Source organism: Citrobacter meridianamericanus, from assembly GCF_041320245.1.
GTDB classification, from domain to species: domain Bacteria; phylum Pseudomonadota; class Gammaproteobacteria; order Enterobacterales; family Enterobacteriaceae; genus Citrobacter; species Citrobacter meridianamericanus.
This window is the reverse complement of sequence record NZ_CP101037.1, coordinates 60,069-84,551: the sequence shown is the minus strand read 5'-3', so window position 1 is coordinate 84,551 and position 24,483 is coordinate 60,069. Positions and strand designations below refer to the sequence as shown.

Genomic DNA, 24,483 nt, shown 5'->3' with positions numbered 1-24,483 from the left:
CCATCTTGCACGTTGTCAAAAATCCGGTGTAACAAAAACATGGTTTTATCGAATATCTAAAAGCAAATATTGCTTTGAAAACAGGTGTATTTAGAGCTGAAAAAAATCATCACAAGTAATGCTGTTTCTATATTTCAAAAAAGGAATAGCTAAGGATCAAAGAAGCGAACTTAGACAAGAATATAAAATATATTAATTGAAAGCGATTAAGAAGTCGTCATGCATAGAAGGTTTTGAGAACCTAAGTAGTTTTACGTTTTCAACAGAAAAAAAGGTGCACATTTTTGGAACGAAGAAAAACTGAATAAAGAAAAATCAAATTATATCTTTACTTGTCAAGAGTTGATATTTAAGTTGTAACTAATATTTGATTGTAAAGCAAACAACAGAATTTGACTTAAGTCAATATTTAGATTCAGACAAGGCAAGTTTCGCGATATCTTTTTTAAATTTAATCTAATTCTTCTTGAGAATACCTCTCTATGGCTGAAGCAGTTGAAGATAATCTGCAACGTGGACAATGAGCATCATTTGTCACTGGCACAATGTATGGGCGTTTACATTTTTCGCAGGCACCTAGTTCTTCAATTTCTTTCATAGAAGTAAGGATTTCTATTATTTTATTAACTTCCGGTGCGCATACAAAGTATCCCAGATTATGAAGGACACTCATTATTCGGTTGAAGTCAATTTGCCGAAAACTCGCTTCCGGATTTATTGGATCAAAACCAAAATAGTTAACTGCGACATCAATAACAGCAGAAAAGGCTCGGCGGTTATCTGTGCGTTTGCTCCAGCCCCGGATACCTTTTTTGAGTTTTGTTTTTGCACCAGGCTCAAAATCGATATTTTCAGCAACATGATTACCGTACAAAATTCGTATTGTATTTTTATTTGCCCCAAGCGACATAGTTCTTGCTGCTCGCAATAGAGCATTAGCTTTTGTTTGATCGACCTTTGCCATATCAATAATCCTTTAACATAACTTTATTTGTTAAAGTGTTGAACACATCCTGACGGTGACTGGTGAACATAGTGTCATAACGTAATAGTTCCATCAAATCATCACTAACTTTTCCTAACCGGATGTCAGCAGACAATTCATAAGCCCAGGCAAAAACTTTCGTTTTAAGTGAAACACTCTCTTCAATATGCCCTTGTGAGAAAGCAATTGTACGTGGGAAAAGAACGACATCGTTAATTGTTTTTAACGATGAATAACCAATGTCTTTAATAGCATCAGCTGTAGTTGGTTTTAAACCAAAGAAAATACTTACAAACTCTGGTGCGAGCATTGAGATAAAGAACACCTGCATAAAGTAGTCATTCTGTATATCAACACATTTAGAACGCAACTCATGAATCTTCTTGGGATTATAGATATCCACTGTACCATTCAGAAAAGTCACTTTTTCACCGGCATCGTAAATACCATAGTCAATATCATTTGTATCATATTCACGAATTACATTGGAATCACCGTCCAAGACCGCAGAAAAAAACCTCTCCCATGTAATTTCCTTTCCGAGTGTACGCGGAACCAAAAAACTACCTGGACGTGTTTCCACTTCAAAAGCTAAATCAGCGGCTGTACTAAATCCTTTCCCAAATAGGCGACGCTGGAGAAGAGGAGTCCCAGTTTGATATGCAGAAGATCCATGCACAGGCAATAACATTAAAAATGCACGGTAACTACGAATAAGCGAAATCTCAGTGCGGAAAAGTTTACCGAGTAAGCTACGAGTTAAATTATCAGATTCTGACATGTGCTGATTGTCCTTGCGCCATTACAATTGTTCAAATCTTCAACATGGATTTTTTGTTAGGTGTTCGGTAGGGTGAAAAGTAACTTTTAGTATTTTCTTAAGGCTTGAATAAGCCTTAAATCTATCCCTTCAACCACACCGCTTACTTGTAACACTTTTTAACCAAACTAACCAGAATTTTATCAAAAATTCCTGCGCATGCTAACGAAATGTGAAGCGATTAAAAAAAAACCTAAATCCAGCCCCTCCCAACGTTGGATTAGAATAACGACGTCTTTCACTGACCGTCATAAACTGACATTTTTACTTTTCATCAACCTCATGCTTACATAGGATCACTAAACAAAGAAAAGTGACCCTATGAATGCCTCACATAGGGTCACTTATGTTTGAAAAGTGACCCTATGTAATGTCGTCATAGGGTCACTTTTTATAAAAGTGTCACTATGGACAAAGTTCCATAGGGTCATTTTTTTTGGAAAAGTGGCACTAGATATATGTATAACTTTAATAGAGCAATGCACATTATCAAAAGCAATAATCCACAATGGTCATTCTGTCAAAAGTAACTTTAGGGGGTAGCGATGGAAGTGAGGCTAAACTCGCTGTTACTGTTTCTGAAGGCCCCTCCCGAATGGGGGAAACAGCGAGTGCATTACATCTGTTCAATTCCCTCATCAAAGAGCATTCAAAAATCTTCTGTTCGTGAAAAAAAACGGAAATTTCCTCCGGTATAGTAATTTCACATCAGGAGGCGTCATGAGTAATTCAAATCTTATAAGTTCTATAGAGCTAACACGTAAAAATTTACGTGCTCAGATTGAAGGTTTGCGTGTTGAGGCTGAAGATCTCATTACAAAATACTGGATCAAGTGGAAGGAACGAAACCACCAAGAGATTAACCTTACCCGACATAGCAAAGTTCCAAAGAGGGAGTACCTGGGTTCTTACGCACCAAAAGTTGAGCTAATTGGTAATGCCAGAAAAGTAACGATCACTTGGCATCAGTTCAGCCCTTATAAAACAAGAGCGCCTAGCCACATGTCAAAACGGGTGCAACCAATGAAAAGTGGAAAATATTCTAAGAACTGTTTTGTAAACCATGCCAGCTGGGAATACGAAATGATTTCTGAAACGGAAGCATTGCTGGAGCCTTACAGAGAAATGCTTGAGCTCTATCATTCAGCATATATCGAACTTGGACGAAAAATCCGTCAATACTCAAAAACTAAGGTGGCACAATGAACGACGCAATTATCACGGACAATGAGCGTATTAACATTGAACCAAAAGATGTAATGGTAAAAGGTTCAAATAAAAAGCAAGGCGTAAACGCTCAAACTTCTACTCAACGTAGACCAGAGCACCAGGGTATGGCCAAAGTTATTATTAACCCCGGCACCCCAGACTTTAACCGGTTTTTAACTGCCAGAAATGGAGCAGTCATCAGAGGTTTTGATGATGTGAGTATCGCTATTTCCTCTCTCTTTAAAACGGTTGATGCAGTTAAACATCCTGACCTTGTTCAGGCTATTCAGGATTGGTTCAACGAGCTGCATGAAGAAAACAATAAGATGAAAGAAAATCTTGTTGCTTATATTAAGTCAATTGAGTTCGACAAGAATGACTCATTCATGTCATCAACTCAGTTTGTACCTTTCAGTTTTGAACCAGTACAACTCAACTTCAATAACCACAACACCATGAGGTTTTACAAGTACATCTTCGAGATGAACCAGCTCATGAACACAATGTATGAGTACAACTCATTGGGTTTACTGGCTGTAAGCGACTATCCGGTTATGTCTCACAACATTATAAAGAGTATTAATTTATATGTTGAGAATGTGAAAAAGACTCTGAATGTTTCTCGCCGTAAGGATGGGCCATACAGTCCAGCAGAGTTCATCACCAAAGTAATGCAATATAAAAGTGTGCAGGCATACATTGCAGCCGAACTGTCAGGCAAACGTCGATAAGGTATGATGATGAATTTCAGGGCGCTGTATTTATGTATTAAACGGATTTTGGGGATATTCTCATCTCAGGAGAATGATGCAACCTCTGTAATGATTGAGGATATATCAAGCCTCTCTCCTTTTGCGCAGATTCTAGGAGATCAGAAGTACACTGTTCCTGATCATCCAAATCCAGAAGTCCTGAAATTCATCGAGTATCCAACTCGTCCGACGGGCATACAGACATTTAATGAACAGTCAATCCTGTCTCTGTATCGGGAAAAGCTGCACTCAATTTCAATGATGTTAGCTATCAGCGATAGCGACATCAGGGACGATGCATATACATTTACTAATTTAGTTTTAAAGCCCTTGGTTGAATATGTTCGCTGGATACATCTTTTGCCAGCTTCCGAAAATCATCATCATAATGGTATTGGTGGGTTACTTTCTCACAGCCTGGAAGTGGCCATACTCTCTTTAAAAAATGCGCATCACTCAGAACTGAGACCAATCGGATATCAAGATGAAGAAGTAGTCCGTAGAAAAGTATATCTCTATGCTGCGTTTATCTGTGGTTTAGTCCATGATGCCGGAAAGGTTTACGATCTCGACATTGTAAGCCTGAATTTAGCTAGTCCGATCATTTGGACGCCAAGCTCACAAAGTCTTCTTGACTGGGCACGTGAAAATGACGTGGTTGAATACGAAATCCACTGGCGAAAGCGTATTCATAATCAACATAATATCTGGTCCAGCGTTTTCCTTGAGCGAATCCTAAACCCGGTATGTCTTGCATTTTTGGATCGGGTAAATAAAGAACGTGTTTATTCAAAAATGATCACCGCCCTAAACGTTTATACTGATGGGAATGACTTTTTGTCTAAATGCGTGAGGACCGCTGATTTCTATTCTACTGGTACAGACCTTAATGTTTTACGTGACCCTATCATGGGTCTGCGTTCTAATGATGCAGCAGCAAGGGCCATTAGTACCATCAAGCACAACTTTACCAGTATCAATATCAACAATTACAATGCTAAGCCTATGCACATCATTATCGTAAATGGTGAGGTATACCTTAACGAGAACGCATTCCTTGATTTTGTTCTCAATGATTTCGAATTACATAAATATAACTTCCCTCAGGGAGAGGCTGGTAAGACCGTATTGGTAGAATCCCTAGTTCAACGTGGTTACGTCGAGCCCTATGATGATGAGCGTGTCGTTCACTACTTCATTCCGGGTATCTATTCGGAAAACGAAATATCAAACATCTTTAGAAATGGGATAGGGAAACTAGAATTCTATAACCTTCTTAAGCTAAGGTGGATTGGTTTAATCTTTGATTCCTATAAAATCCCTGACTCAGTGCCGGGTCTTTTTAGCGTTAATGCCAATAAAGACTTTATTTACATTGACGAGCAAAAAACAGTTACTGAATACAGAAGACCAGTGCCCGGTCGGGACGTTATAACTAAAATTACTGATACTGTTGAGACGGCTGTTCTTAAGGTTAATGATTTAGGCCGCTCCTCTGCCTCTATTGATGTTGATATACATTCTAAGAAAAATGAAGGCTCATCCGACGATTTTGAGAAGAAAGCCGAAAGTGATAATGAAATTGATAATGACACGCAGATAGTTAAATCTGAGGGTGAGGAAGCAGCTGATCCTGTCATTCCTGATATAGAAGAAAGTGAAGATGAATCGGCAAAGGACACGGAATCCCATGTCCTGGTCAACCAACTTCATGAACTCCTTTTAAGCGCTCCACTTTCCAATGACTATATAGTGTGTGTTGATGCTGTCCCCTACCTCAACATAGATACCACTATGGCATTGCTGCCGGGATTAGATGAAAAAGCATTCAGTGAAGAGCCCTATTTCCAACTGACATTCAGAGAAGGCTCTCTCGATGGAATGTGGATAGTAAGGGACATTGACGATCTGCGTTTAGTCCAGCTCGGCGATAACTGCGCCGGGTTCCAGCTCACCTATCATGAGCCAAGAAGGCCAACAACTTTAAAGTCACTTTTCAATACTTCTATGTATCAGGCATTAGTGATTAATGATGAGTCTTCTGTTGAAAACTCTGCCCCACGTCCAAAGCAAACGCTTGAGCTGCCTCCCCCACGTGTAAATGCAGTCGAAGAACATTCTGGCGACGTGGAATATCATGGAACCGATAGTGCATCCGCGACTGGTCCGCTGAAAACTGAGGCTGTGGAATATGAACATTATCAACATCTTTTTGAGAAAGAAGATGAAGAGCATGAGATCATTGATTATACCGATTTCTCACAGCTTAGTGTTTCTCGGCCAGAAGTCGGTAGTTGTGCAACAAGCTCTTCGGTCCATAATGAAAAGCTTCTCTCCGAGCCGTCAGAATTACCAGAACTTAACCGAGAACAGAACGCTGATCCCCAGGGTACGAATGAACGCTCTATGGATGTTTCTGTAGGACAAGAAAACTCAGAACCAGATACTGAGGGTAACTGCCCACCACCAGCTGAAGTTGTGTATTCCCAGACCGAAGCAGCCGCAACCAGTGTGATGGCAAGTGAAGAGCCCGCCTTACCTCCTGTACTTGAAGAATCAAATGGAGAGCATGCGCCCACAGACGCTAAGGGGCATCATCTTTCGCCAGCACTGGCCAGACTGTTCGCCCCAACAGCACCGGTAGAAAAACAAAATCCCAAGCGCAACCGGAATAAATCATCGGACAAAGCAGAAGTACAAAAACCAGCATCACCTGTTTCTGGTCACAATCTGAACAGTAAAGTCTTTGCATCTACTGAATCAGACCAAAATGGTGAATTCTCGCTTATAAGCGAAGGTGACGTTACAGAGCTTGAATTTGTAGAAATTGCGTTAGTACTGCATCAAATTCTGTCCAAAATGGAGGTGGCGTTTAAAAGAAAGCGCAAAAACAGATTTATGGTAAGTACTCCTAATACTCTCTATCTGACCCAATCTTGCGTGGAAAAATTTGGGTCGCAGTTAGAGGCTCAAGATCTTTTCAATAAGCTTCCTCAGTACCTCGTTAATTCTGGTGCTGTGATCAATACAAAATGCCATGCATTTAACATGCCTACTTTGCTGGCCGCATCAGACCGGGCGAAAGTGGACATTGAACGAATTATCAATAACCTGAAAGAGGCTGGGAACCTATAATGTCAGATTCGAAGAGGACTAACCTCCATGCACAAGAGAATTTTTATCGGCCTATTCTTGAGTATCGTAGTGCCTCAATACTTTTGATTTGTTCGGTTTCTATGCTTTATATGGGACTTTCTTCAGACGGACTGGACATCGCCCCAATAGTTCTGTTCACCTCAATATTGCTTTTTTTGCTGTGCCTTTATCGTTGCAAAACAGCAGCGCCATTTTTGATGGCTCATTGGCGTGTATTCAAGCGACATTTCATGTTCGTTAGTCTTGATTCACTGCGTGTAATTAACAAAAGTAACTTTTTCTCCAATGAGCGAAAGTATCGTCAACTGGTTCAGGATTATCAAAATAAAAATAAGGATATACCCGAGCGAAAGTCCTATTTTTGTGATGGGTTTGAGTGGGGTCCGGAACATGCGGATCGGGCATATCAAATAGCTAACCTCTCCAGTGATAAACGTGAGATCGAGTTGCCATTCGTCTTCAACCCAATTAAGAGACATTTTGACGCAATGGCTCGTAAGATGGGCGGCAGCAATGCAATTTTTGCTGTGGAACGTAGGGAACCCATATTTGTAACTGAAGACAATTGGTTTGGTCATACTCTGATAACCGGAAACGTGGGTACCGGGAAAACGGTGCTACAGCGTTTACTAAGCATTAGCATGCTTCATCTTGGTCATGTTGTTGTTGTCATAGATCCAAAGAACGATGCAGAGTGGCGAGAATCTCTAATGGAAGAGGCTAAGACCCTCGGTCTTCCTTTCTATAAATTTCATCCTGGCCAGCCAGCATCTTCGGTCTGTATTGATGTCTGCAACACCTATACTAATGTTTCTGACCTAACATCTCGTCTTTTGAGCTTGGTGACAGTTCCCGGTGAGGTTAACCCATTCGTTCAGTATGCCAAGGCTCTCGTTTCCAATGTGATTTCCGGGCTTTCTTACATAGAGAAAAAGCCTTCTATTTATCTGATTCACAAGAACATGAAAAGCCACATGTCTATTGTGAATCTTACAGTCAAGGTAATGGAGTCATGTTACGCGAGATATTATGGTTACGATGTCTGGACCGAAAAAGTTAAGTACGTCGCTAACGATACCTTGCCGGTACGTTTCAAGCGTCTCGCTGAATGGTTTACGGCTCATTTCATGAATTACGAGGGGTCCGAACAAATAGACTGGTTAGATACTGTTTCCCAGCTTATTGATTACTCAATGTCCGACCCAGAGCATATGGCTAAAATGACCGCAGGTATTATGCCTGTTTTCGATATGCTCATTGAAAAACCTTTAAATGAGCTTTTATCTCCTAACCCGAACTCAGTATCATCAAGAGAAATTGTAACAAGCGAAGGGATGTTCAGCACTGGCGGGGTGCTATACATTTCGCTTGATGGCCTTTCAAACCCCGATACAGCAGCTGCTATTTCTCAATTAATAATGTCAGATCTGACCTCCTGTGCCGGTAGTCGCTACAACGCTCAAGATGGTGATATGTCAGCTAATTCCAGGATAAGTATTTTTGTTGATGAGGCACACTCAGCCATTAACAACCCTATGATTAACCTTCTGGCGCAGGGTCGTGCAGCGAAAATTGCACTGTTTATTTGCACCCAAACCATCTCCGACTTTATTGCTGCGGCAAGTGTTGAAACTGCCAATCGAATTACGGGGCTCTGCAACAATTATATAAGCTTGCGAGTCAACGATACTCCTACTCAGACGCTTGTTGTAGAGAACTTTGGTAAGAGTGCGATAAGCACAAATATGGTCACTTATACGACCGGTTCAGAAACATCTTTGCCGCATAATAACTTCTCAGGTTCAATCTCAGAAAGAAAGCAGACAACTTTAGAAGAGAGTATTCCAAAGGATCTCTTGGGTCAGGTCCCTATGTTTCACATAGTTGCCAGGCTTCAAGATGGCAGGAAGGTTGTAGGCCAAATCCCTATTGCTGTTGCTGAGAAACAAATGAAGCCAAACACAACTCTGTCGGAAATGCTTTTCAAGAAGGCCGGAAAAGTTACTTTGCGTCAAAATCTCGATATCAAAAATCTTAATAAATTTCTAAGGAAGTTGCATTGATGGATGAAAAAATTGTCCTGACGCGCCAGCAAATTTTAAGCTCTGCACTAAAAGTCAGCAAATGTCGCTCGCTCGTAAAAAGGCGCTTTCAGTCTTTGGGTTTAAAGTACGCAGATTCTCAGGAAGTTCGAGATCGGCTAACTATGATAGAAAAAAACGCGTTTCATCATTTGGGAAAATTTTGTCAGAGCAACGATATCGATTCCCTATTCTCCATGGCAAATACCCTGTCTGAGCTTTTCCTTTTAAAGGGAGAGTTGATCACGACTGATCCCTTTGGGGACCGTGAAACCAGCTACTGGTCGGTACCACAAGGATCATGCCATGAATGGATTCAATCACTGACCACCAGCGAAGGTCCTGAACGTAAATTCGTTAGTTTCCGTATTTCTTTCGATAACAATGACGTACGGTGTGATCTTGTAAAAAAGAATGCCCGTATGCTTGGTTGTTATCTTTTGCCTTATTTCGTCGATTTAACACGCACGGTGGGCGCATTCATTAATTTGCCAGGTAGTGTCTCTTTTAAACAAGTACAGCGCATCAAACCCCAGATTCATCCAGAAACAACACATAGTCATATAGTTACTATTGAGGACTCTCCCTTTCTTTCTCGGTTAAAATTTAAAATCATTACTGCCATAGATCAGCTTCCTGACCCTAATGGCCTTTATACAAACACCTTTAACAGCATTATTGACCGGCTTTGTTGAATAAATCGAACTTTTGCTGAGTTGAAGGATCAGATCACGTATCTTCCCGACAACGCAGACCGTTCCGTGGCAAAGCAAAAGTTCAAAATCACCAACTGGCCCACCTACAATAAAGCCCTCATCAACCGTGGCTCCATAACTTTCTGGCTGGATGATGAAGCTATTCAGGCCTGGTATGAGTCAGCAACACCTTCTTCACGAGGCAGACCTCAGCGCTATTCTGACCTTGCCATCACGACTGTGCTGGTCATTAAACGCGTGTTCAGGCTGACCCTGCGCGCTGCGCAGGGCTTTATTGATTCCATTTTTTCTCTGATGAACGTTCCGCTACGCTGCCCGGATTACAGCTGTGTCAGCAGGCGGGCAAAGTCGGTTAATGTCAGTTTCAAAACGCCCACCCGGGGTGAAATCGCGCATCTGGTGATTGATTCCACCGGGCTGAAGGTCTTCGGTGAAGGCGAGTGGAAAGTCAAAAAGCATGGCCAGGAACGCCGCCGTATCTGGCGTAAGCTGCATCTCGCCGTTGACAGTAAAACACATGAAATCATCTGTGCAGACCTGTCGCTGAACAATGTGACGGACTCAGAAGCCTTCCCGGGTCTTATCCGGCAGACTCACAGAAAAATCAGGGCAGCATCGGCAGACGGCGCTTACGACACCCGGCTCTGTCACGATGAACTGCGGCGTAAGAAAATCAGCGCGCTTATCCCGCCCCGAAAAGGCGCGGGTTACTGGCCCGGTGAATATGCAGACCGTAACCGTGCAGTGGCTAATCAGCGAATGACCGGGAGTAATGCGCGGTGGAAATGGACAACAGATTACAACCGTCGCTCGATAGCGGAAACGGCGATGTACCGGGTAAAACAGCTGTTCGGGGGTTCACTGACGCTGCGTGACTACGATGGTCAGGTTGCGGAGGCTATGGCCCTGGTACGAGCGCTGAACAAAATGACGAAAGCAGGTATGCCTGAAAGCGTGCGTATTGCCTGAAAACACAACCCGCTACGGGGGAGACTTACCCGAAATCTGATTTATTCAACAAAGCCACGTTGTGTCTCAAAATCTCTGATGTTACATTGCACAAGATAAAAATATATCATCATGAACAATAAAACTGTCTGCTTACATAAACAGTAATACAAGGGGTGTTATGAGCCATATTCAACGGGAAACGTCTTGCTCGAGGCCGCGATTAAATTCCAACCTGGATGTTGATTTATATGGGTATAGATGGGCTCGCGATAATGTCGGGCAATCAGGTGCGACAATCTATCGATTGTATGGGAAGCCCGATGCGCCAGAGTTGTTTCTGAAACATGGCAAAGGTAGCGTTGCCAATGATGTTACAGATGAGATGGTCAGACTAAACTGGCTGACGGCATTTATGCCTCTTCCGACCATCAAGCATTTTATCCGTACTCCTGATGATGCATGGTTACTCACCACTGCGATCCCCGGGAAAACAGCATTCCAGGTATTAGAAGAATATCCTGATTCAGGTGAAAATATTGTTGATGCGCTGGCAGCGTTCCTGCGCCGGTTGCATTCGATTCCTGTTTGTAATTGTCCTTTTAACAGCGATCGCGTATTTCGTCTCGCTCAGGCGCAATCACGAATGAATAACGGTTTGGTTGATGCGAGTGATTTTGATGACGAGCGTAATGGCTGGCCTGTTGAACAAGTCTGGAAAGAAATGCATAAGCTTTTGCCATTCTCACCGGATTCAGTCGTCACTCATGGTGATTTCTCACTTGATAACCTTATTTTTGACGAGGGGAAATTAATAGGTTGTATTGATGTTGGACGAGTCGGAATCGCAGACCGATACCAGGATCTTGCCATCCTATGGAACTGCCTCGGTGAGTTTTCTCCTTCATTACAGAAACGGCTTTTTCAAAAATATGGTATTGATAATCCTGATATGAATAAATTGCAGTTTCATTTGATGCTCGATGAGTTTTTCTAATCAGAATTGGTTAATTGGTTGTAACACTGGCAGAGCATTACGCTGACTTGACGGGACGGCGCTTCCCTACCCTCATGGCCGCCTCCCAGGAATCGACCCAGGTGCTTATCGTGGACATAATCCTTTACTCATAAATTTATCTTATTCCATTATTGTACCTGTCGCGCAAAAGTTGCAGAAAAGCCATAAACGCAGGAGAATCCTGTCGGCGGTGAGGATAATAAATATGGTAGCCGTCAAAATATGGACACCACTCGGTCAGAACAGCAATCAGCTTGCCGCTTTTGATATATCCATCTGCAACATACTCGGGAATATAGGCAATCCCCAGCCCGTCTAATGCTGCATCGAGCTGATGAATCGTGCTGTTCGCAATATATTGCCCTTTGACTTTCAGACTGAATTTCTGAGCATCTTTCTCGAATTCCCAGGCGTACAATCCACTCGTATCAGAATAGCGGACGTTAATGCAGTTGTGGTTCAAAAGATCCTGCGGCTTCCTGGGCTTAGCATAACGCTTAAAATAATCTGGTGCAGCAACAACAAGCTGGCGCCAGTTCTGGCTTATTTTTGCGGCAATCATATCATTATTCAGAACATCGCCCGGACGAATCCCGGCATCAAAACGCTGATCAACAATATCTGTAAATCCATAGTCAATGCCGATTTCAATCTGAATATCTGGGTAGCGACTCAGAAAGTCCGGTAATACAGGACGGATCAAATACTGGATAACATCATCTGCCGCCGTGAGGCGTATGACGCCAGTGGGTTTTTCCCTAAGCTCACTCAACCGACTAATAGCATCATCAACCTGTTCCATTAACGGGCCAACTTCGTTAATGAGCCTTTCACCTGCTTCCGTAGTGGAGATACTGCGGGTGGTTCTGGCCAGCAGGCGGATCCCAAGCCTTTCCTCAAGAGATTTCACCGTGTGGCTGATGGCTGAGGGTGTCACACCTATTTCAGCTGCGGCTTTGGTAAAGCTTTTCAGCCTGGCCACTGTTAAAAAAACCTTTAATTCATCCACACGATTCCTCCTCCTCGGTCCCTACTGGAGACGTCAGCGTACCAGTCTGTCATTAATTATCAAATAAATTTCACAAGTAAGTGAAATTTATGTTGATTAATAAATAAAATTCAAAATGGTACTTTATATTCCACGACGTGAATATGTCCTCGTTGTAGTGACGGCTTTTAATTCTGAAAATGAGGTAATCATTATGCAAGATTTTATCTATCATAATCCGGTAAAAATTCTTTTTGGTCGCGATCAAATTTCTGCGTTAGCACAAGAAGTCCCGCAGGGTAAAAAGGTCATGATTGTCTATGGCGGGGGCAGCGTTATAAAACACGGTATATTGAAACGCGTAAAAGAGTCCCTGACAAACACCCTGGTTTATGAGTTTGGCGGTGTAGAAGCAAACCCTCATTATGAAACCCTGATGAAAGCCGTTGAGATTGTCAGAACAGAAAAAATTGATTTTCTTCTGGCCGTGGGCGGCGGTTCAGTGATCGACGGGACTAAATTTATTGCCGCCGCAGCCCTCTACGAAAATGATCCATGGGAGATCGTCAAGAGTTATGGCGGCGTGGTGAAACAAGCTCTCCCTTTTGGATGCGTGCTGACCCTGGCGGCCACGGGTTCAGAGATGAATAACACGGCGGTGATTAATCGGGTGACCACCCAGGATAAACTCTTTTTCACCTCCCCTTACGTTATGCCGAAATTTTCAGTGCTCGAACCGGAAATGACCTACACGCTGCCTGAACAACAAACCGCAAACGGGGTTGTTGATGCCTTTGTCCACGTTCTTGAGCAATACATTACTTACCCGGTTAACGCTAAGGTGCAGGATCGCCTGGCGGAAGGACTGCTGAGCACGCTGAAAGAAGAAGGCCCAGTAGCCCTTAAAAATCCACAGAACTACGACGCCAGAGCTAACATCATGTGGGCTGCGACGATGGCCCTGAATGGAATGTTGAGCGCAGGTGTCCCAACTGACTGGGCTTCTCACATGATTGGCCAGGAAATTACTGCATTATACGGAATCGACCACGCCCGTACCCTCGCTATCGTTATGCCTGCACTATGGCGCTTGTGCAAAAAGGAAAAAGCAGAAAAGCTGGCTCAGTACGGTGCGCGTGTCTGGAATATTCCTGAGTCTGATAGCGAAAAAATGGCCGATGAGGCTATCAATGCCACCGTGGAATTTTTTGAACTGATGGGCGTTAAAACCCGACTTTCTGATTATGGTCTGGGCGCGGAAGATATTTCAGCTGTTATCGGCAAGTTAAAAGAACATGGGCACATCGCATTAGGTGAACATGGAAAAATTACTGCTGAAGTGGCGGAAACAATACTGAACATGGCACTTTAATTGACTAACGATCTACTCTATTAGGCGCTAAGCCTGCGCACCTGGCAGGCTTAATTAAACATTAACGGTATTGCAAAATGCAGAAAATGAATGACACATTTCCCTATATGCCATTAATGGCTTTTGCGATGACCGGATTTATTTGCATCATGACGGGGCTTTGTTGAATAAATCGAACTTTTGCTGAGTTGAAGGATCAGATCACGCATCTTCCCGACAACGCAGACCGTTCCGTGGCAAAGCAAAAGTTCAAAATCACCAACTGGCCCACCTACAATAAAGCCCTCATCAACCGTGGCTCCATAACTTTCTGGCTGGATGATGAAGCTATTCAGGCCTGGTATGAGTCAGCAACACCTTCTTCACGAGGCAGACCTCAGCGCTATTCTGACCTTGCCATCACGACTGTGCTGGTCATTAAACGCGTATTCAGGCTGACCCTGCGCGCTGCGCAGGGCTTTATTGATTCCATTTTTTCTCTGATGAACGTTCCGCTACGCTGCCCGGATTACAGCTGTGTCAGCAGGCGGGCAAAGTCGGTTAACGTCAGTTTCAAAACGTTCACCCGGGGTGAAATCGCGCATCTGGTGATTGATTCCACCGGGCTGAAGGTCTTTGGTGAAGGCGAGTGGAAAGTCAAAAAGCATGGCCAGGAACGCCGTCGTATATGGCGAAAGTTGCATCTGGCAGTTGACAGCAACACACATGAAATCATCTGTGCAGACCTGTCGCTGAACAATGTGACGGACTCAGAAGCCTTCCCGGGTCTTATCCGGCAGACTCACAGAAAAATCAGGGCAGCATCGGCAGACGGCGCTTACGACACCCGGCTCTGTCACGATGAACTGCGGCGTAAGAAAATCAGCGCGCTTATCCCACCCCGAAAAGGTGCGGGTTACTGGCCCGGTGAATATGCAGACCGTAACCGTGCAGTGGCTAATCAGCGAATGACCGGGAGTAATGCGCGGTGGAAATGGACAACAGATTACAACCGTCGCTCGATAGCGGAAACGGCGATGTACCGGGTAAAACAGCTGTTCGGGGGTTCACTGACGCTGCGTGACTACGATGGTCAGGTTGCGGAGGCTATGGCCCTGGTACGAGCGCTGAACAAAATGACGAAAGCAGGTATGCCTGAAAGCGTGCGTATTGCCTGAAAACACAACCCGCTACGGGGGAGACTTACCCGAAATCTGATTTATTCAACAAAGCCAAGTCTATCAGTAAAGAGAATGAGAGATCAAAGTGGTCATTTTAATTGAGCTGGATAACGGACATTTCAATTGAGCCTTGACATAAGTTGTAGTAGCAAAGTTGTAATGTCCGATAATGGCTAAGTTAAGATGTCCGGCGTGTATAATCAAGTAAGGATTACCATGACGGCTCTCGCAGCGGAGTTTTTCACATTGGATGAAGTTAACCGACTCAAAATCATTCAGGATGTCATCGACCGGCGTCTGACAACACAAATGGCAGCTCAGCGGCTTGGTATCTCCGACCGTCAGTGCCGTCGTCTGCTTGCGCGTTATCGTGAAGATGGTCCGATTGGCATGACCAGCCGCCGTCGTGGTAAATCCAGTAACAACCAGTTGCCTCAGGGACTGGCCGCATACGCGCTGAACATTATTCGCGAACGCTATAACGATTTCGGTCCGACGCTGGCCTGTGAAAAACTGTCTGAGGTGCACGGTGTTCATCTTTCCAAAGAAACCGTCCGTAAGCTGATGACTCAGGCCAGTCTGTGGGTCCCACGTAAGCAACGTGCGCCAAAAATTCAGCAACCTCGTTACCGCCGTGCCTGTGCCGGTGAACTCATACAAATCGACGGCTGCGACCACCACTGGTTTGAAAATCGGGGACCTAAGTGTACGGCACTGGTTTACGTTGATGACGCAACCAGTCGTTTAATGCAGCTTCTTTTCGTGAAATCTGAGTCTACTTTCACCTATTTTGAAGCGACCCGGGGCTATATTGAAAAACATGGCAAACCGCTTGCGCTGTACAGCGACAAAGCCAGCGTATTCAGGATCAACAATAAAAATGCAACCGGCGGCGACGGCGATACCCAGTTTGGCCGTGCGATGCATGAACTGAACATTCAGACCATTTGTGCAGAAACCAGTGCTGCCAAAGGCCGCGTTGAACGGGCGCACCTGACGCTTCAGGACCGACTGGTCAAGGAGCTCAGGCTCCAGGGCATCAGTTCCATGGAAGCTGCGAACGCATTTGCCGAAGAGTTCATGAACGATTACAACCGTCGTTTCGCAAAAGCGCCTCGCCAGGCGTTTGATGTTCATCGGGAACTGGATGTCGATGACGATCTTGATATGGTATTTAACTGGCGTGAAGCTCGTAAAGTGTCGAAATCACTCACAGTGCAATACGACAAAGTCCTTTATCTGATTGAAGACAGCGAATTCAGTCGTCGGGCGATTGGTAAATACATCGATGTCTGGCATTACCCGGATGGACATAAAGAGCTCCGGCTTAATGGCGTATCACTTCCCTACTCCACCTATGACAAGCTTTCTGAAATCGATCAGGGGGCCATTGTGGATAACAAACGTCTGGGGCGGGCCCTGGAAATGGCGCAGCTGGTCCAGGCCGAGCGGGATAATAACCGGTCGCAATCCGTACCATCCGGAGACGGCCCTTCTCGCAGGCGTAAAGCTCCCACGACGAAGAAATCCCAGCGTTCCCTGGATCAGGACGATATGTTCAATGCCCTGGTGAAACTTCAGTCACGCTCTGAAGAGATATTTGGGAAGAAACCGATTTAAAGCCCGGTAATCCATCCGGGCATGCCTGGCTGTCAGATTTTGGCCTGATTGACCCGTGCCGCGAGCTCCTGATGACTCTCTTTCCTTTCGCTGTAGCGGTCGGACAGGTAGGCTGTGTGCCCTTTCAGGAGTAACGTCATTTTGAACAACTCTTCGGTAACGTCGACAATCCTGTCATACCAGGGTGAGGGTTTCATGCGCCCTTCATCATCAAATTCCTGCCATGCCTTTGGCACTGACGACTGATTGGGGATGGTGAACATCCGCATCCAGCGGCCAAGTATCCGCATCTGATTGACCGTGTTAAACGACTGTGAACCACCACAAACCTGCATGACGGCCAGCGTTTTACCCTGGGAAGGACGAACAGCACCTTCACTCAGGGGTATCCAGTCAATCTGGGCCTTCATCACCGAGCTCATGGCGCCATGTCTTTCCGGAGAACTCCAGACCATTCCGTCACACCACCTGACCAGCTCGCGGAGTTCAAGCACTTTGGGGTGACTTTCGGGCGCATCATCGGGTAACGGCAGACCGGATGGGTTAAATATTTTCACCTCAGCCCCCATCTTTGCCAGCAACCGCCCGGCCTCTTCCGCTGCAAAACGACTGTAGGACCGCTCTCGTACTGAACCGTACAGGATGAGAATTCGCGGCATGGTTTCGTTGTTGCCCGTAAGTTTGCTGGCAAGCGCATCATCAAAATAAGCCGGTTCGATTGCTGGTAAGTCGGTCATAAAAAATCTCCATTTCATAAGCTATGCTTTAAAAGTTATCACATATGAAATACCATATGTATTGTTATTTTTTTACGAGGTTAAGCATGCTACAGCCTGTTCAGCTTTTTAAACTGCTCGCCGACGAGACCCGTTCAACTATCGTGATGCTTCTCAGGGAGTCCGGTGAAATGTGCGTCTGTGACATCTGTGCGGCAACCGCAGAGTCTCAGCCAAAAATTTCTCGCCATATGGCCCTTTTACGTGAAGCCGAGCTGGTCATCGACCGTCGCGAAGGAAAATGGGTGCATTACCGACTGTCGCCACACATGCCAGCATGGGCTGCGGGTATTATTGATACAGCCTGGAACTGTGAACGAGAAAACATACGCAACAAGCTCAGTAGCGTGGCATCTGTCTCCTGCTGATGGCGATATATATATCCGAATAAACAAATGTGAATGGAGTTTCTGATGTTACTGGCTGGTGCTATCTTTTTATTCACGCTCGTCCTGGTTATCTGGCAACCCAGAGGGCTGGGGATTGGCTGGAGTGCCTCACTGGGCGCAATTCTGGCATTGCTGACTGGCGTCGTTCATCTGGGGGATATTCCGGTGGTCTGGCAGATAGTGTGGAATGCGACCGCCACCTTTATCGCCGTGATCATCATCAGTCTTCTGCTCGACGAATCCGGCTTCTTTGAATGGGCCGCGCTGCACGTTGCCCGTTGGGGGAATGGCCGGGGGCGGCTGCTCTTCACCTGGATCGTCCTGCTTGGTGCGATGGTTGCGGCACTGTTTGCCAACGACGGTGCGGCACTGATCCTGACACCTATCGTTATCGCGATGCTGCTGGCGCTGGGATTCAGCCGGGGAGCAACCTTAGCGTTTATCATGGCCGCAGGGTTTATCGCTGACACGGCAAGCCTGCCACTGATTGTCTCAAACCTGGTGAATATCGTCTCGGCGGATTTCTTTAAGCTTGGTTTCTCAGAATATGCCGCCGTGATGGTCCCGGTTAACCTGGCCGCGATTGCGGCTACGCTGGTGATGCTGCATCTGTTTTTCCGTAAGGACATTCCCGCCGTTTACGACGTTTCTCTGTTGAAAGAACCGAAAGACGCTATACGTGATGTGAATACCTTTAAAACCGGCTGGCTGGTTCTGGTGTTGCTTCTGGTGGGATTCTTCGGACTGGAGCCGCTGGGCGTACCGGTCAGTTTGGTCGCAGCCGCTGGTGCATTGCTTCTGTTTGCTGTTGCGAAAAAAGGGCATGCCATTAACACCGGTAAGGTGCTGCGTGGTGCGCCCTGGCAAATCGTTATCTTCTCGCTGGGGATGTACCTGGTGGTCTACGGCTTACGAAATGCCGGTCTGACCCACTATCTCTCTTCCTTGCTGAATCAGCTGGCAGAGCAGGGATTGTGGGCGGCAACGCTGGGTACGGGCTTCCTGACGGCCTTCCTGTCATCAGTGATGAACAATATGCCGACCGTGCTGGTCGGGGCGCTGTCGATTGATGGCAGCACAGCGACCGGTGTTATCAAAGAAGCGATGATTTACGCCAACGTCATCGGCAGCGACCTGGGGCCAAAAATTACCCCTATCGGCAGTCTGGCAACGTTACTGTGGCTGCACGTTCTGTCGCAGAAAAATATCAAAATTACCTGGGGATATTACTTCCGGGTGGGCATTGTCATGACAATCCCCGTGCTGTTTGTCACGCTTGCAGCACTGGCGCTTCGTCTGTCTTTCACTTTGTAATGAGATACTGATATGAGCAACATTACCATTTATCACAACCCGGCCTGCGGCACGTCACGCAATACCCTTGAAATGATCCGCAACAGCGGTACAGAGCCGACCGTTATTCATTATCTTGAAACCCCACCATCACGAGCTGAGCTGGTAAAACTCATTGCGGATATGGGGATCACGGTACGAGCGCTGCTGCGTAAGAATGTCGAACCTTTTGAAGCGTTAGGGCTGGCGGAAGACCGCTTTACTGACGAGCAGTTAATCGATTTTATGTTGCAGCACCCTGTTCTGATCAATCGCCCTATCGTGGTAACGCCGCTGGGTACCCGGCTATGCCGCCCTTCTGAAGTCGTGCTGGATATTCTTCCCGATGCGCAGAAAAGCGCGTTCACGAAAGAGGACGGTGAGAAGGTAGTTGATGAAAAAGGTAACCGGCTGAACTAAACGTGTTCTTGTGACGAAGGGCGAGAGAACTCGCCCTTTTTTATTTAAGATAATCAGTGCTAACGGAGGATAAGAAGCGGTTGTTGCGTCTTTTGCAGCATTTCGGAGGTATGACTACCGATAAAGAACTGCCGCAACCTGGAATGACCGTAGGCCCCCATCACTATCAGATCGACAGCATTTTCCTCGGCGTAACGAATAAGCGCGTCCCCGACTGATTGCCCGGTAAGATGTGTTGTGCTGTTTTCTATATCCGCGTCACGTAAAATTTGCTGTGCGGTCAGCAGCTCTTCCTTCTTACCGTTTACCATGACAAGGTGGCACTCCAGCCCCCTGAGTAAGGGACTCATCGTCAGACGTTCCAGGTTACTCCTGCTTTCTTCACTGCCATCATAAGCCAGCATGACTCTGGAAGGCACTGAGTAGTTCTCCGGAACAACCAGTAGGGGTTTCTTTTGCAGACGAATAACGCTTTCCAGATGAGAGCCTACCGGATGCTGGCTACCCCGACGCCCCAGCACCATGAGACGAAGGTCGCTCAGCTCTGCCAGAACTTCATCCGGTGTACCGTGTTTTTGCATCAAAAGCACATCCGGGCTTCCCTGTTTTTGAAGCAGTTCAGCACAACTTTCCAGTATTGCTTTCCCCTGGGCCATCAGCAGGCGATTACGTTGCCCTTCAATTTCTACCAGCTCATCGGTCAGCAATTGCTGACTGTCTATGCCGAGAGTGCCGGTCAGGTCTGACACTACCGGGGTGCTGTCTTTTTCGATAACGTGCAACAGTGCTAGCTGTGATTGCAAAGTGCGGGCTGCCCACGCCGCATATTCACACACTGACCGCGTTGAAAGTGAACCGTCCACACAGGCTGTAACAGTATTATTCATAGTTTTCCCTCCAGTCTGTTAATGACCGCCCATCAGTTTTTCGACTTCTTCAGGTTTATCGTGAACACCAAACCGGTCAACGATGGTGCGGGTGGCTTCATTCATCCCACGTATTTCAACCCCGGCGCCCTCTCTACGGAACTTAATGACCACCTTATCCAGGGCGCTGACGGACGTGATGTCCCAGAAATGGGCATGTGAAACGTCTATCACCACATTCTCAATCGCTTCACGGAAATCAAAGTGGCTCGTAAAGCGGTCTGCTGATGCAAAGAATACCTGGCCGGTGACGGTATACGTCCGGCTCGTCCCCTCCAGAACTGAGGTTACACGCATGAACCGGGATACTTTAGTGGCAAAATTGAGCGAAGCAATCAGTACACCGGTCAGCACACCGAAGGCCAGATTATGTGTTGCCACCACAACCGCGACGGTGGCAAGCATGACCACGCTGGTTGAAAGGGGGTGTGTCCGCAGGTTGGCAATGGAGCGCCAGGAGAATGTCCCGATGGAAACCATAATCATCACCGCGACCAGCGCTGCCATCGGAATTTGGGAGACCCAGTTGCGCAGGAACACAATCAGGCAAAGCAGCACCACGCCCGCCGTGAGGGTTGAAAGTCGTCCGCGTCCACCGGATTTTACGTTGATAACAGATTGCCCAATCATCGCGCAGCCTGCCATTCCTCCGATAAAGGATGTGCAGATGTTCGCGATGCCCTGAGCTTTGCACTCCCTGTTTTTGTCGCTTGGCGTGTCGGTCATGTCATCCACGATAGTGGCGGTCATCATCGACTCAAGCAGGCCAACCACCGCAAGCCCCGCAGAATATGGCAGGATGATGAGCAGCGTCTGAAGATTTAAAGGCACGTCCGGGAGCAGGAAGACCGGCAGACTGTCGGGAAGTTTCCCCATATCCCCGACGGTTCGCACATCCAGATGCAGCCACATGGCAATCCCAGTCAGCACCACGATGCACACAAGCGGTGAAGGAATGGTTTTGTTGATATAAGGGAAGAGATAGATGATCCCCAGCCCTGCCGCAGTCATGGCATAAACATGCCATGTCACATTGGTCAGCTCAGGCAACTGGGCCATAAAAATCAGTATTGCCAGTGCATTAACAAACCCCGTGACCACTGAGCGTGAAACAAAACGCATCAGCCCGCCAAGCTTCAGATATCCGGCTATCAGCTGGAATACCCCGGTCAGTATGGAGGCAGCCAGTAAATACTGTAAGCCATGATCTTTCACCAGCGTCACCATCAGGAGAGCCATTGCACCGGTGGAGGACGAAATCATCGCCGGACGTCCGCCAAAGAAGGCCATAACGAGAGGAATACAGAACGCCGAGTAGAGGCCCACCTGGGGATCAACACCGGCGATAATGGAAAAGGCGATCGCTTCTGGAATGAGTGCGAGCGCGACAACAATACCGGCCAGAACGTCACCACGGACGTTACCCAGCCAGTCCTTACGCGTCGAGGACAGCAACATAGTAATTTCTCAGTTTTTAGATACAGTCAGCCCTGGAGGGCTACATTTTTACGTACGGTAAAGCACATCCGCAGACGGGATGTTATTGAGTGCGTGCTGAGGCTTGCTCAGTACGACAGAGGAAGGAAAAACTCAGGGTGGCGTAATACGCATAGCGGTTGTCAGATTCTCCATAGCGGATGTGTATATATTGTCGGCTCTGTTGTCAGGAAGAACTTACAGAACACGTCGCGTTTGAACATGAAACACTTCAAAGCAGCCCAATACTACAAATAAAGCGAATACGGGGTCAACCCAACAAGGTACTCAAACGAAGAGGTTAAGATGCGATTTTTATCCAGGAATTCAATATTATCAAAGGACATTTGAACTTTGCCCCACCCCGGACATCTCTACTTAGCTTTGACATAAGTTATTGATTCATATGTGGTTATTTTTTAACATTTACGTTTCACGTACTGATAGATTGCCTTTGAAGCCAACGCTGACCGTCATTCATCTTGATCAGGAATTTGGGCATCTTCTAAAAACACCTTTGTACGGTAATCATCTTTCCAGCCTAACCAAACTGAATCTTCACCACCGGAAGAAACAACTTTACGGTTTCCTGTGAGATTATCAGCCTGTTCTAAGCATATTGACTGCATATCAATGAGCAAATCAGCTTCTGCGACTTCCGTGCCGCCGATCGTTTCATAGCCGGAAATCAGAACAATTGCCTCAGGGTCTCTTTCGTTCAGCATGGCGATCAACTCTTTCACTTTCATTTTAAGATACCAGTAGTTTATTTGTGTGCATTGCTGATGGATTTTATAGTGCTGCCGACCTTTTTCAAGGTGCTTCCGTTGCTTCCAACGATCATGCTAACGACCTTGTTGTCTGACCTGGTATTGCCGTGGTCATCCTTTTAGAGAAATGCTCCAAAGATCAACATGGCGGCATAGGTTTTCCAGCTTGACCAATCAATCGTGGAACCAAGCAACAGATAGAATGCCAGGGCTACCAGCCCCAGCTTTACTACTAGCGCGATTATTATGGTGAAGATAGACTCATCGCGTTCGCCTTTAAGTATTTTATACCGCGTAATTAAACTGTCGTTTTTCATGTAGCATCCGTTATAGTTATTAAAGTCCTGCATTAGAAGTTGTTATTTGCCGAAGTTACCTTGTATGAGTTAACTGTGGATCCAAAAATACAAAATATAAGCTGTGCCAATTGAAAGGATTAGAAAAGCACAGTTACTAATAAAATCTACTAATGCTTGTAGCTTCTTTATTCTCACAATTGCTGGACCGTGTTCAGTAGAGGTACTACTCAGCCCTTTTGTTCTGGCACTCTCTGCTTTTCTGAAAAAATTGTAATGCAATCCTGACCGCAAGCAAAACCATGCCAAACCAGTCGTTATTACGATATTTATGTAGAAAGCATATTGAATCATTTGTTCAGTTTCGAAGCTTTCCATTGAAAACCCTTTGTTGAAATGTTGAATAAAATTATTTTTAGTAAATGTAAGCAATAAATAGAACGAATATTAATAGTGAAAGATGCAATGCCAACATCTGCTTATGATGCCTTATGAGGATTTCTTCCTTCGCATTCATTAAATCGTACATCTCATCAATATTTTTATTGCTGGTATATTCGAGACGTTCATCACGAAGTAATTTGAACTTTACCAATACGACAAGTGATTTAATAATAAAGCTCGTAAGCATAACAGTTATAGACAAAAATAAAAAATAGGCCAAATTCATATATCACTCCATGGAGATTAATAGAAAAATTTATAATAAGTAATCTCATAGAGCATTACTTGAATCTTCTTCCCATACTAAGGACTCACCGAGAAACTTAGTTAAAGATGATTTGGCATACTGTGGTTCGGAAAAAAAACGTGGGAACCAGCCGTCAAAGCTTTGGGTACCATTGTGACGATTTTCAGGCGAGACTGATAAGCGGTACCCGTCTTCGTAAGGTGAAATGCTAAATGTGTATCCATCATCTGTCTTTGAGATCAGCGTTTTGCATGTCATATGACTGTTTGCTCACAAAGTTACTTTTCTAAGATATCGAAAAGTGTGGATTAGATCATCATTCAGATAGTCTTTTCATCACAAACTTTCCTGCCCACATTATCACAATTATAAAGGTAATAAAACCGATCTGCTCCCAACGTAAATTGGTTTGCTGTTCGGAATCATCCAAATGAATTGCATAAATGTAACATCCGAAGGTAAGCGTGAGTGGAACAACAAGCATCCCTACCTTTTTAGTAATATTTCCAATAAACCACCAATAAAGAACCCAGGAAATAATAGAAGAATAAAAAATTGCTTCTGAAACTATCATATGTAACC

22 protein-coding genes are annotated in these 24,483 nt (G+C 45.4%); 13 read left to right on the top strand and 9 right to left on the bottom strand.

Annotated elements, in window-relative coordinates:
• Nucleotides 1-451: 451 nt before the first annotated feature.
• Both NMD08_RS26270 and NMD08_RS26265 read right to left on the bottom strand, forming a co-directional pair.
• Entirely contained in the window at nt 452-964 is a 513-nt protein-coding gene (locus tag NMD08_RS26270; RefSeq protein ID WP_001140952.1) for a hypothetical protein, read from the bottom strand.
• A gap of 1 nt (nt 965) precedes the next feature.
• Entirely contained in the window at nt 966-1,766 is an 801-nt protein-coding gene (locus NMD08_RS26265; protein WP_000004208.1) for a hypothetical protein, read from the bottom strand.
• A 759-nt stretch (nt 1,767-2,525) separates the two neighbouring features.
• Here NMD08_RS26265 and mobI point away from each other — a divergent pair.
• The 7 genes from mobI to NMD08_RS26230 all read left to right on the top strand — a co-directional run bounded on the left by mobI (nt 2,526) and on the right by NMD08_RS26230 (nt 11,664).
• Nucleotides 2,526-3,011: a conjugative transfer protein MobI(A/C) gene (gene mobI, locus NMD08_RS26260; RefSeq protein WP_000071885.1), complete on the top strand. Its 486-nt coding sequence runs from the start codon at nt 2,526-2,528 to the stop codon at nt 3,009-3,011.
• Entirely contained in the window at nt 3,008-3,745 is a 738-nt protein-coding gene (locus tag NMD08_RS26255) for a hypothetical protein (protein WP_000995978.1), read from the top strand. Before mobI ends, NMD08_RS26255 begins: the two co-directional genes overlap by 4 nt.
• Nucleotides 3,746-3,754: 9 nt before the next feature.
• Nucleotides 3,755-6,901: a MobH family relaxase gene (gene mobH, locus NMD08_RS26250; RefSeq protein WP_001011152.1), complete on the top strand. Its 3,147-nt coding sequence runs from the start codon at nt 3,755-3,757 to the stop codon at nt 6,899-6,901.
• The gene (traD, locus tag NMD08_RS26245) at nt 6,901-8,985 is read left to right on the top strand and encodes a conjugative transfer system coupling protein TraD (RefSeq protein WP_001284073.1); all 2,085 of its coding nucleotides are present in this window, start codon (nt 6,901-6,903) and stop codon (nt 8,983-8,985) included. Before mobH ends, traD begins: the two co-directional genes overlap by 1 nt.
• Complete coding sequence (locus tag NMD08_RS26240) at nt 8,985-9,698, top strand: hypothetical protein (RefSeq protein ID WP_370620241.1); 714 nt, start codon at nt 8,985-8,987, stop codon at nt 9,696-9,698. The genes traD and NMD08_RS26240 overlap by 1 nt, the downstream gene beginning before the upstream one ends.
• A gap of 21 nt (nt 9,699-9,719) precedes the next feature.
• Nucleotides 9,720-10,688, top strand: coding sequence for an IS5-like element IS903B family transposase (locus NMD08_RS26235; RefSeq protein WP_013815099.1), 969 nt, complete (start codon nt 9,720-9,722; stop codon nt 10,686-10,688).
• A 160-nt stretch (nt 10,689-10,848) separates the two neighbouring features.
• On the top strand, nt 10,849-11,664 hold the full coding sequence (locus NMD08_RS26230; RefSeq protein WP_012695470.1) for an aminoglycoside O-phosphotransferase APH(3')-Ia: 816 nt from the start codon (nt 10,849-10,851) through the stop codon (nt 11,662-11,664).
• 136 nt (nt 11,665-11,800) lie between these two features.
• Here the strand turns inward: NMD08_RS26230 and NMD08_RS26225 are convergent, their stop codons facing one another.
• On the bottom strand, nt 11,801-12,694 hold the full coding sequence (locus tag NMD08_RS26225; protein ID WP_012695469.1) for a LysR family transcriptional regulator: 894 nt from the start codon (nt 12,692-12,694) through the stop codon (nt 11,801-11,803).
• Nucleotides 12,695-12,887: 193 nt separating this feature from the next.
• On the opposite strand from NMD08_RS26225, the gene NMD08_RS26220 reads away from it, so the two are divergent.
• The 3 genes from NMD08_RS26220 (at nt 12,888) to NMD08_RS26210 (ending at nt 16,825) form a co-directional block, all read left to right on the top strand.
• A complete protein-coding gene (locus NMD08_RS26220) occupies nt 12,888-14,045 on the top strand; it encodes an iron-containing alcohol dehydrogenase (RefSeq protein WP_021243026.1) in 1,158 nt (385 codons plus the stop codon).
• Nucleotides 14,046-14,233: 188 nt separating this feature from the next.
• On the top strand, nt 14,234-15,202 hold the full coding sequence (locus NMD08_RS26215) for an IS5-like element IS903B family transposase (protein WP_022652343.1): 969 nt from the start codon (nt 14,234-14,236) through the stop codon (nt 15,200-15,202).
• A 219-nt stretch (nt 15,203-15,421) separates the two neighbouring features.
• Nucleotides 15,422-16,825: an ISNCY family transposase gene (locus tag NMD08_RS26210; protein ID WP_000125668.1), complete on the top strand. Its 1,404-nt coding sequence runs from the start codon at nt 15,422-15,424 to the stop codon at nt 16,823-16,825.
• Nucleotides 16,826-16,857: 32 nt separating this feature from the next.
• On the opposite strand, the gene arsH is transcribed toward NMD08_RS26210, so the two are convergent.
• Complete coding sequence (gene arsH, locus NMD08_RS26205) at nt 16,858-17,562, bottom strand: arsenical resistance protein ArsH (RefSeq protein ID WP_000130816.1); 705 nt, start codon at nt 17,560-17,562, stop codon at nt 16,858-16,860.
• 86 nt (nt 17,563-17,648) lie between these two features.
• On the opposite strand from arsH, the gene NMD08_RS26200 reads away from it, so the two are divergent.
• From NMD08_RS26200 to arsC, 3 genes are read left to right on the top strand one after another with little or no spacing between them, the layout of a single operon-like run.
• Entirely contained in the window at nt 17,649-17,969 is a 321-nt protein-coding gene (locus tag NMD08_RS26200; RefSeq protein WP_000941305.1) for a transcriptional regulator, read from the top strand.
• Nucleotides 17,970-18,014: 45 nt separating this feature from the next.
• Complete coding sequence (locus tag NMD08_RS26195; RefSeq protein ID WP_000922628.1) at nt 18,015-19,304, top strand: arsenic transporter; 1,290 nt, start codon at nt 18,015-18,017, stop codon at nt 19,302-19,304.
• Nucleotides 19,305-19,316: 12 nt separating this feature from the next.
• Nucleotides 19,317-19,742: a glutaredoxin-dependent arsenate reductase gene (gene arsC / locus NMD08_RS26190; RefSeq protein ID WP_000065802.1), complete on the top strand. Its 426-nt coding sequence runs from the start codon at nt 19,317-19,319 to the stop codon at nt 19,740-19,742.
• Between the two features lie 59 nt (nt 19,743-19,801).
• On the opposite strand, the gene NMD08_RS26185 is transcribed toward arsC, so the two are convergent.
• The 5 genes from NMD08_RS26185 to NMD08_RS26165 form a co-directional block, all read right to left on the bottom strand.
• Entirely contained in the window at nt 19,802-20,629 is an 828-nt protein-coding gene (locus tag NMD08_RS26185; RefSeq protein ID WP_001066652.1) for a universal stress protein, read from the bottom strand.
• A gap of 18 nt (nt 20,630-20,647) precedes the next feature.
• Nucleotides 20,648-22,126: a SulP family inorganic anion transporter gene (locus NMD08_RS26180; RefSeq protein WP_000927306.1), complete on the bottom strand. Its 1,479-nt coding sequence runs from the start codon at nt 22,124-22,126 to the stop codon at nt 20,648-20,650.
• A 491-nt stretch (nt 22,127-22,617) separates the two neighbouring features.
• Nucleotides 22,618-22,893 carry a hypothetical protein gene (locus tag NMD08_RS26175; RefSeq protein ID WP_000864986.1) on the bottom strand — a complete coding sequence of 92 codons (276 nt, stop codon included), beginning with the start codon at nt 22,891-22,893 and terminating at the stop codon, nt 22,618-22,620.
• A gap of 140 nt (nt 22,894-23,033) precedes the next feature.
• On the bottom strand, nt 23,034-23,231 hold the full coding sequence (locus NMD08_RS26170) for a hypothetical protein (protein WP_001371914.1): 198 nt from the start codon (nt 23,229-23,231) through the stop codon (nt 23,034-23,036).
• Nucleotides 23,232-24,217: 986 nt separating this feature from the next.
• Complete coding sequence (locus NMD08_RS26165; RefSeq protein WP_000637193.1) at nt 24,218-24,475, bottom strand: hypothetical protein; 258 nt, start codon at nt 24,473-24,475, stop codon at nt 24,218-24,220.
• Nucleotides 24,476-24,483 lie beyond the last annotated feature (8 nt).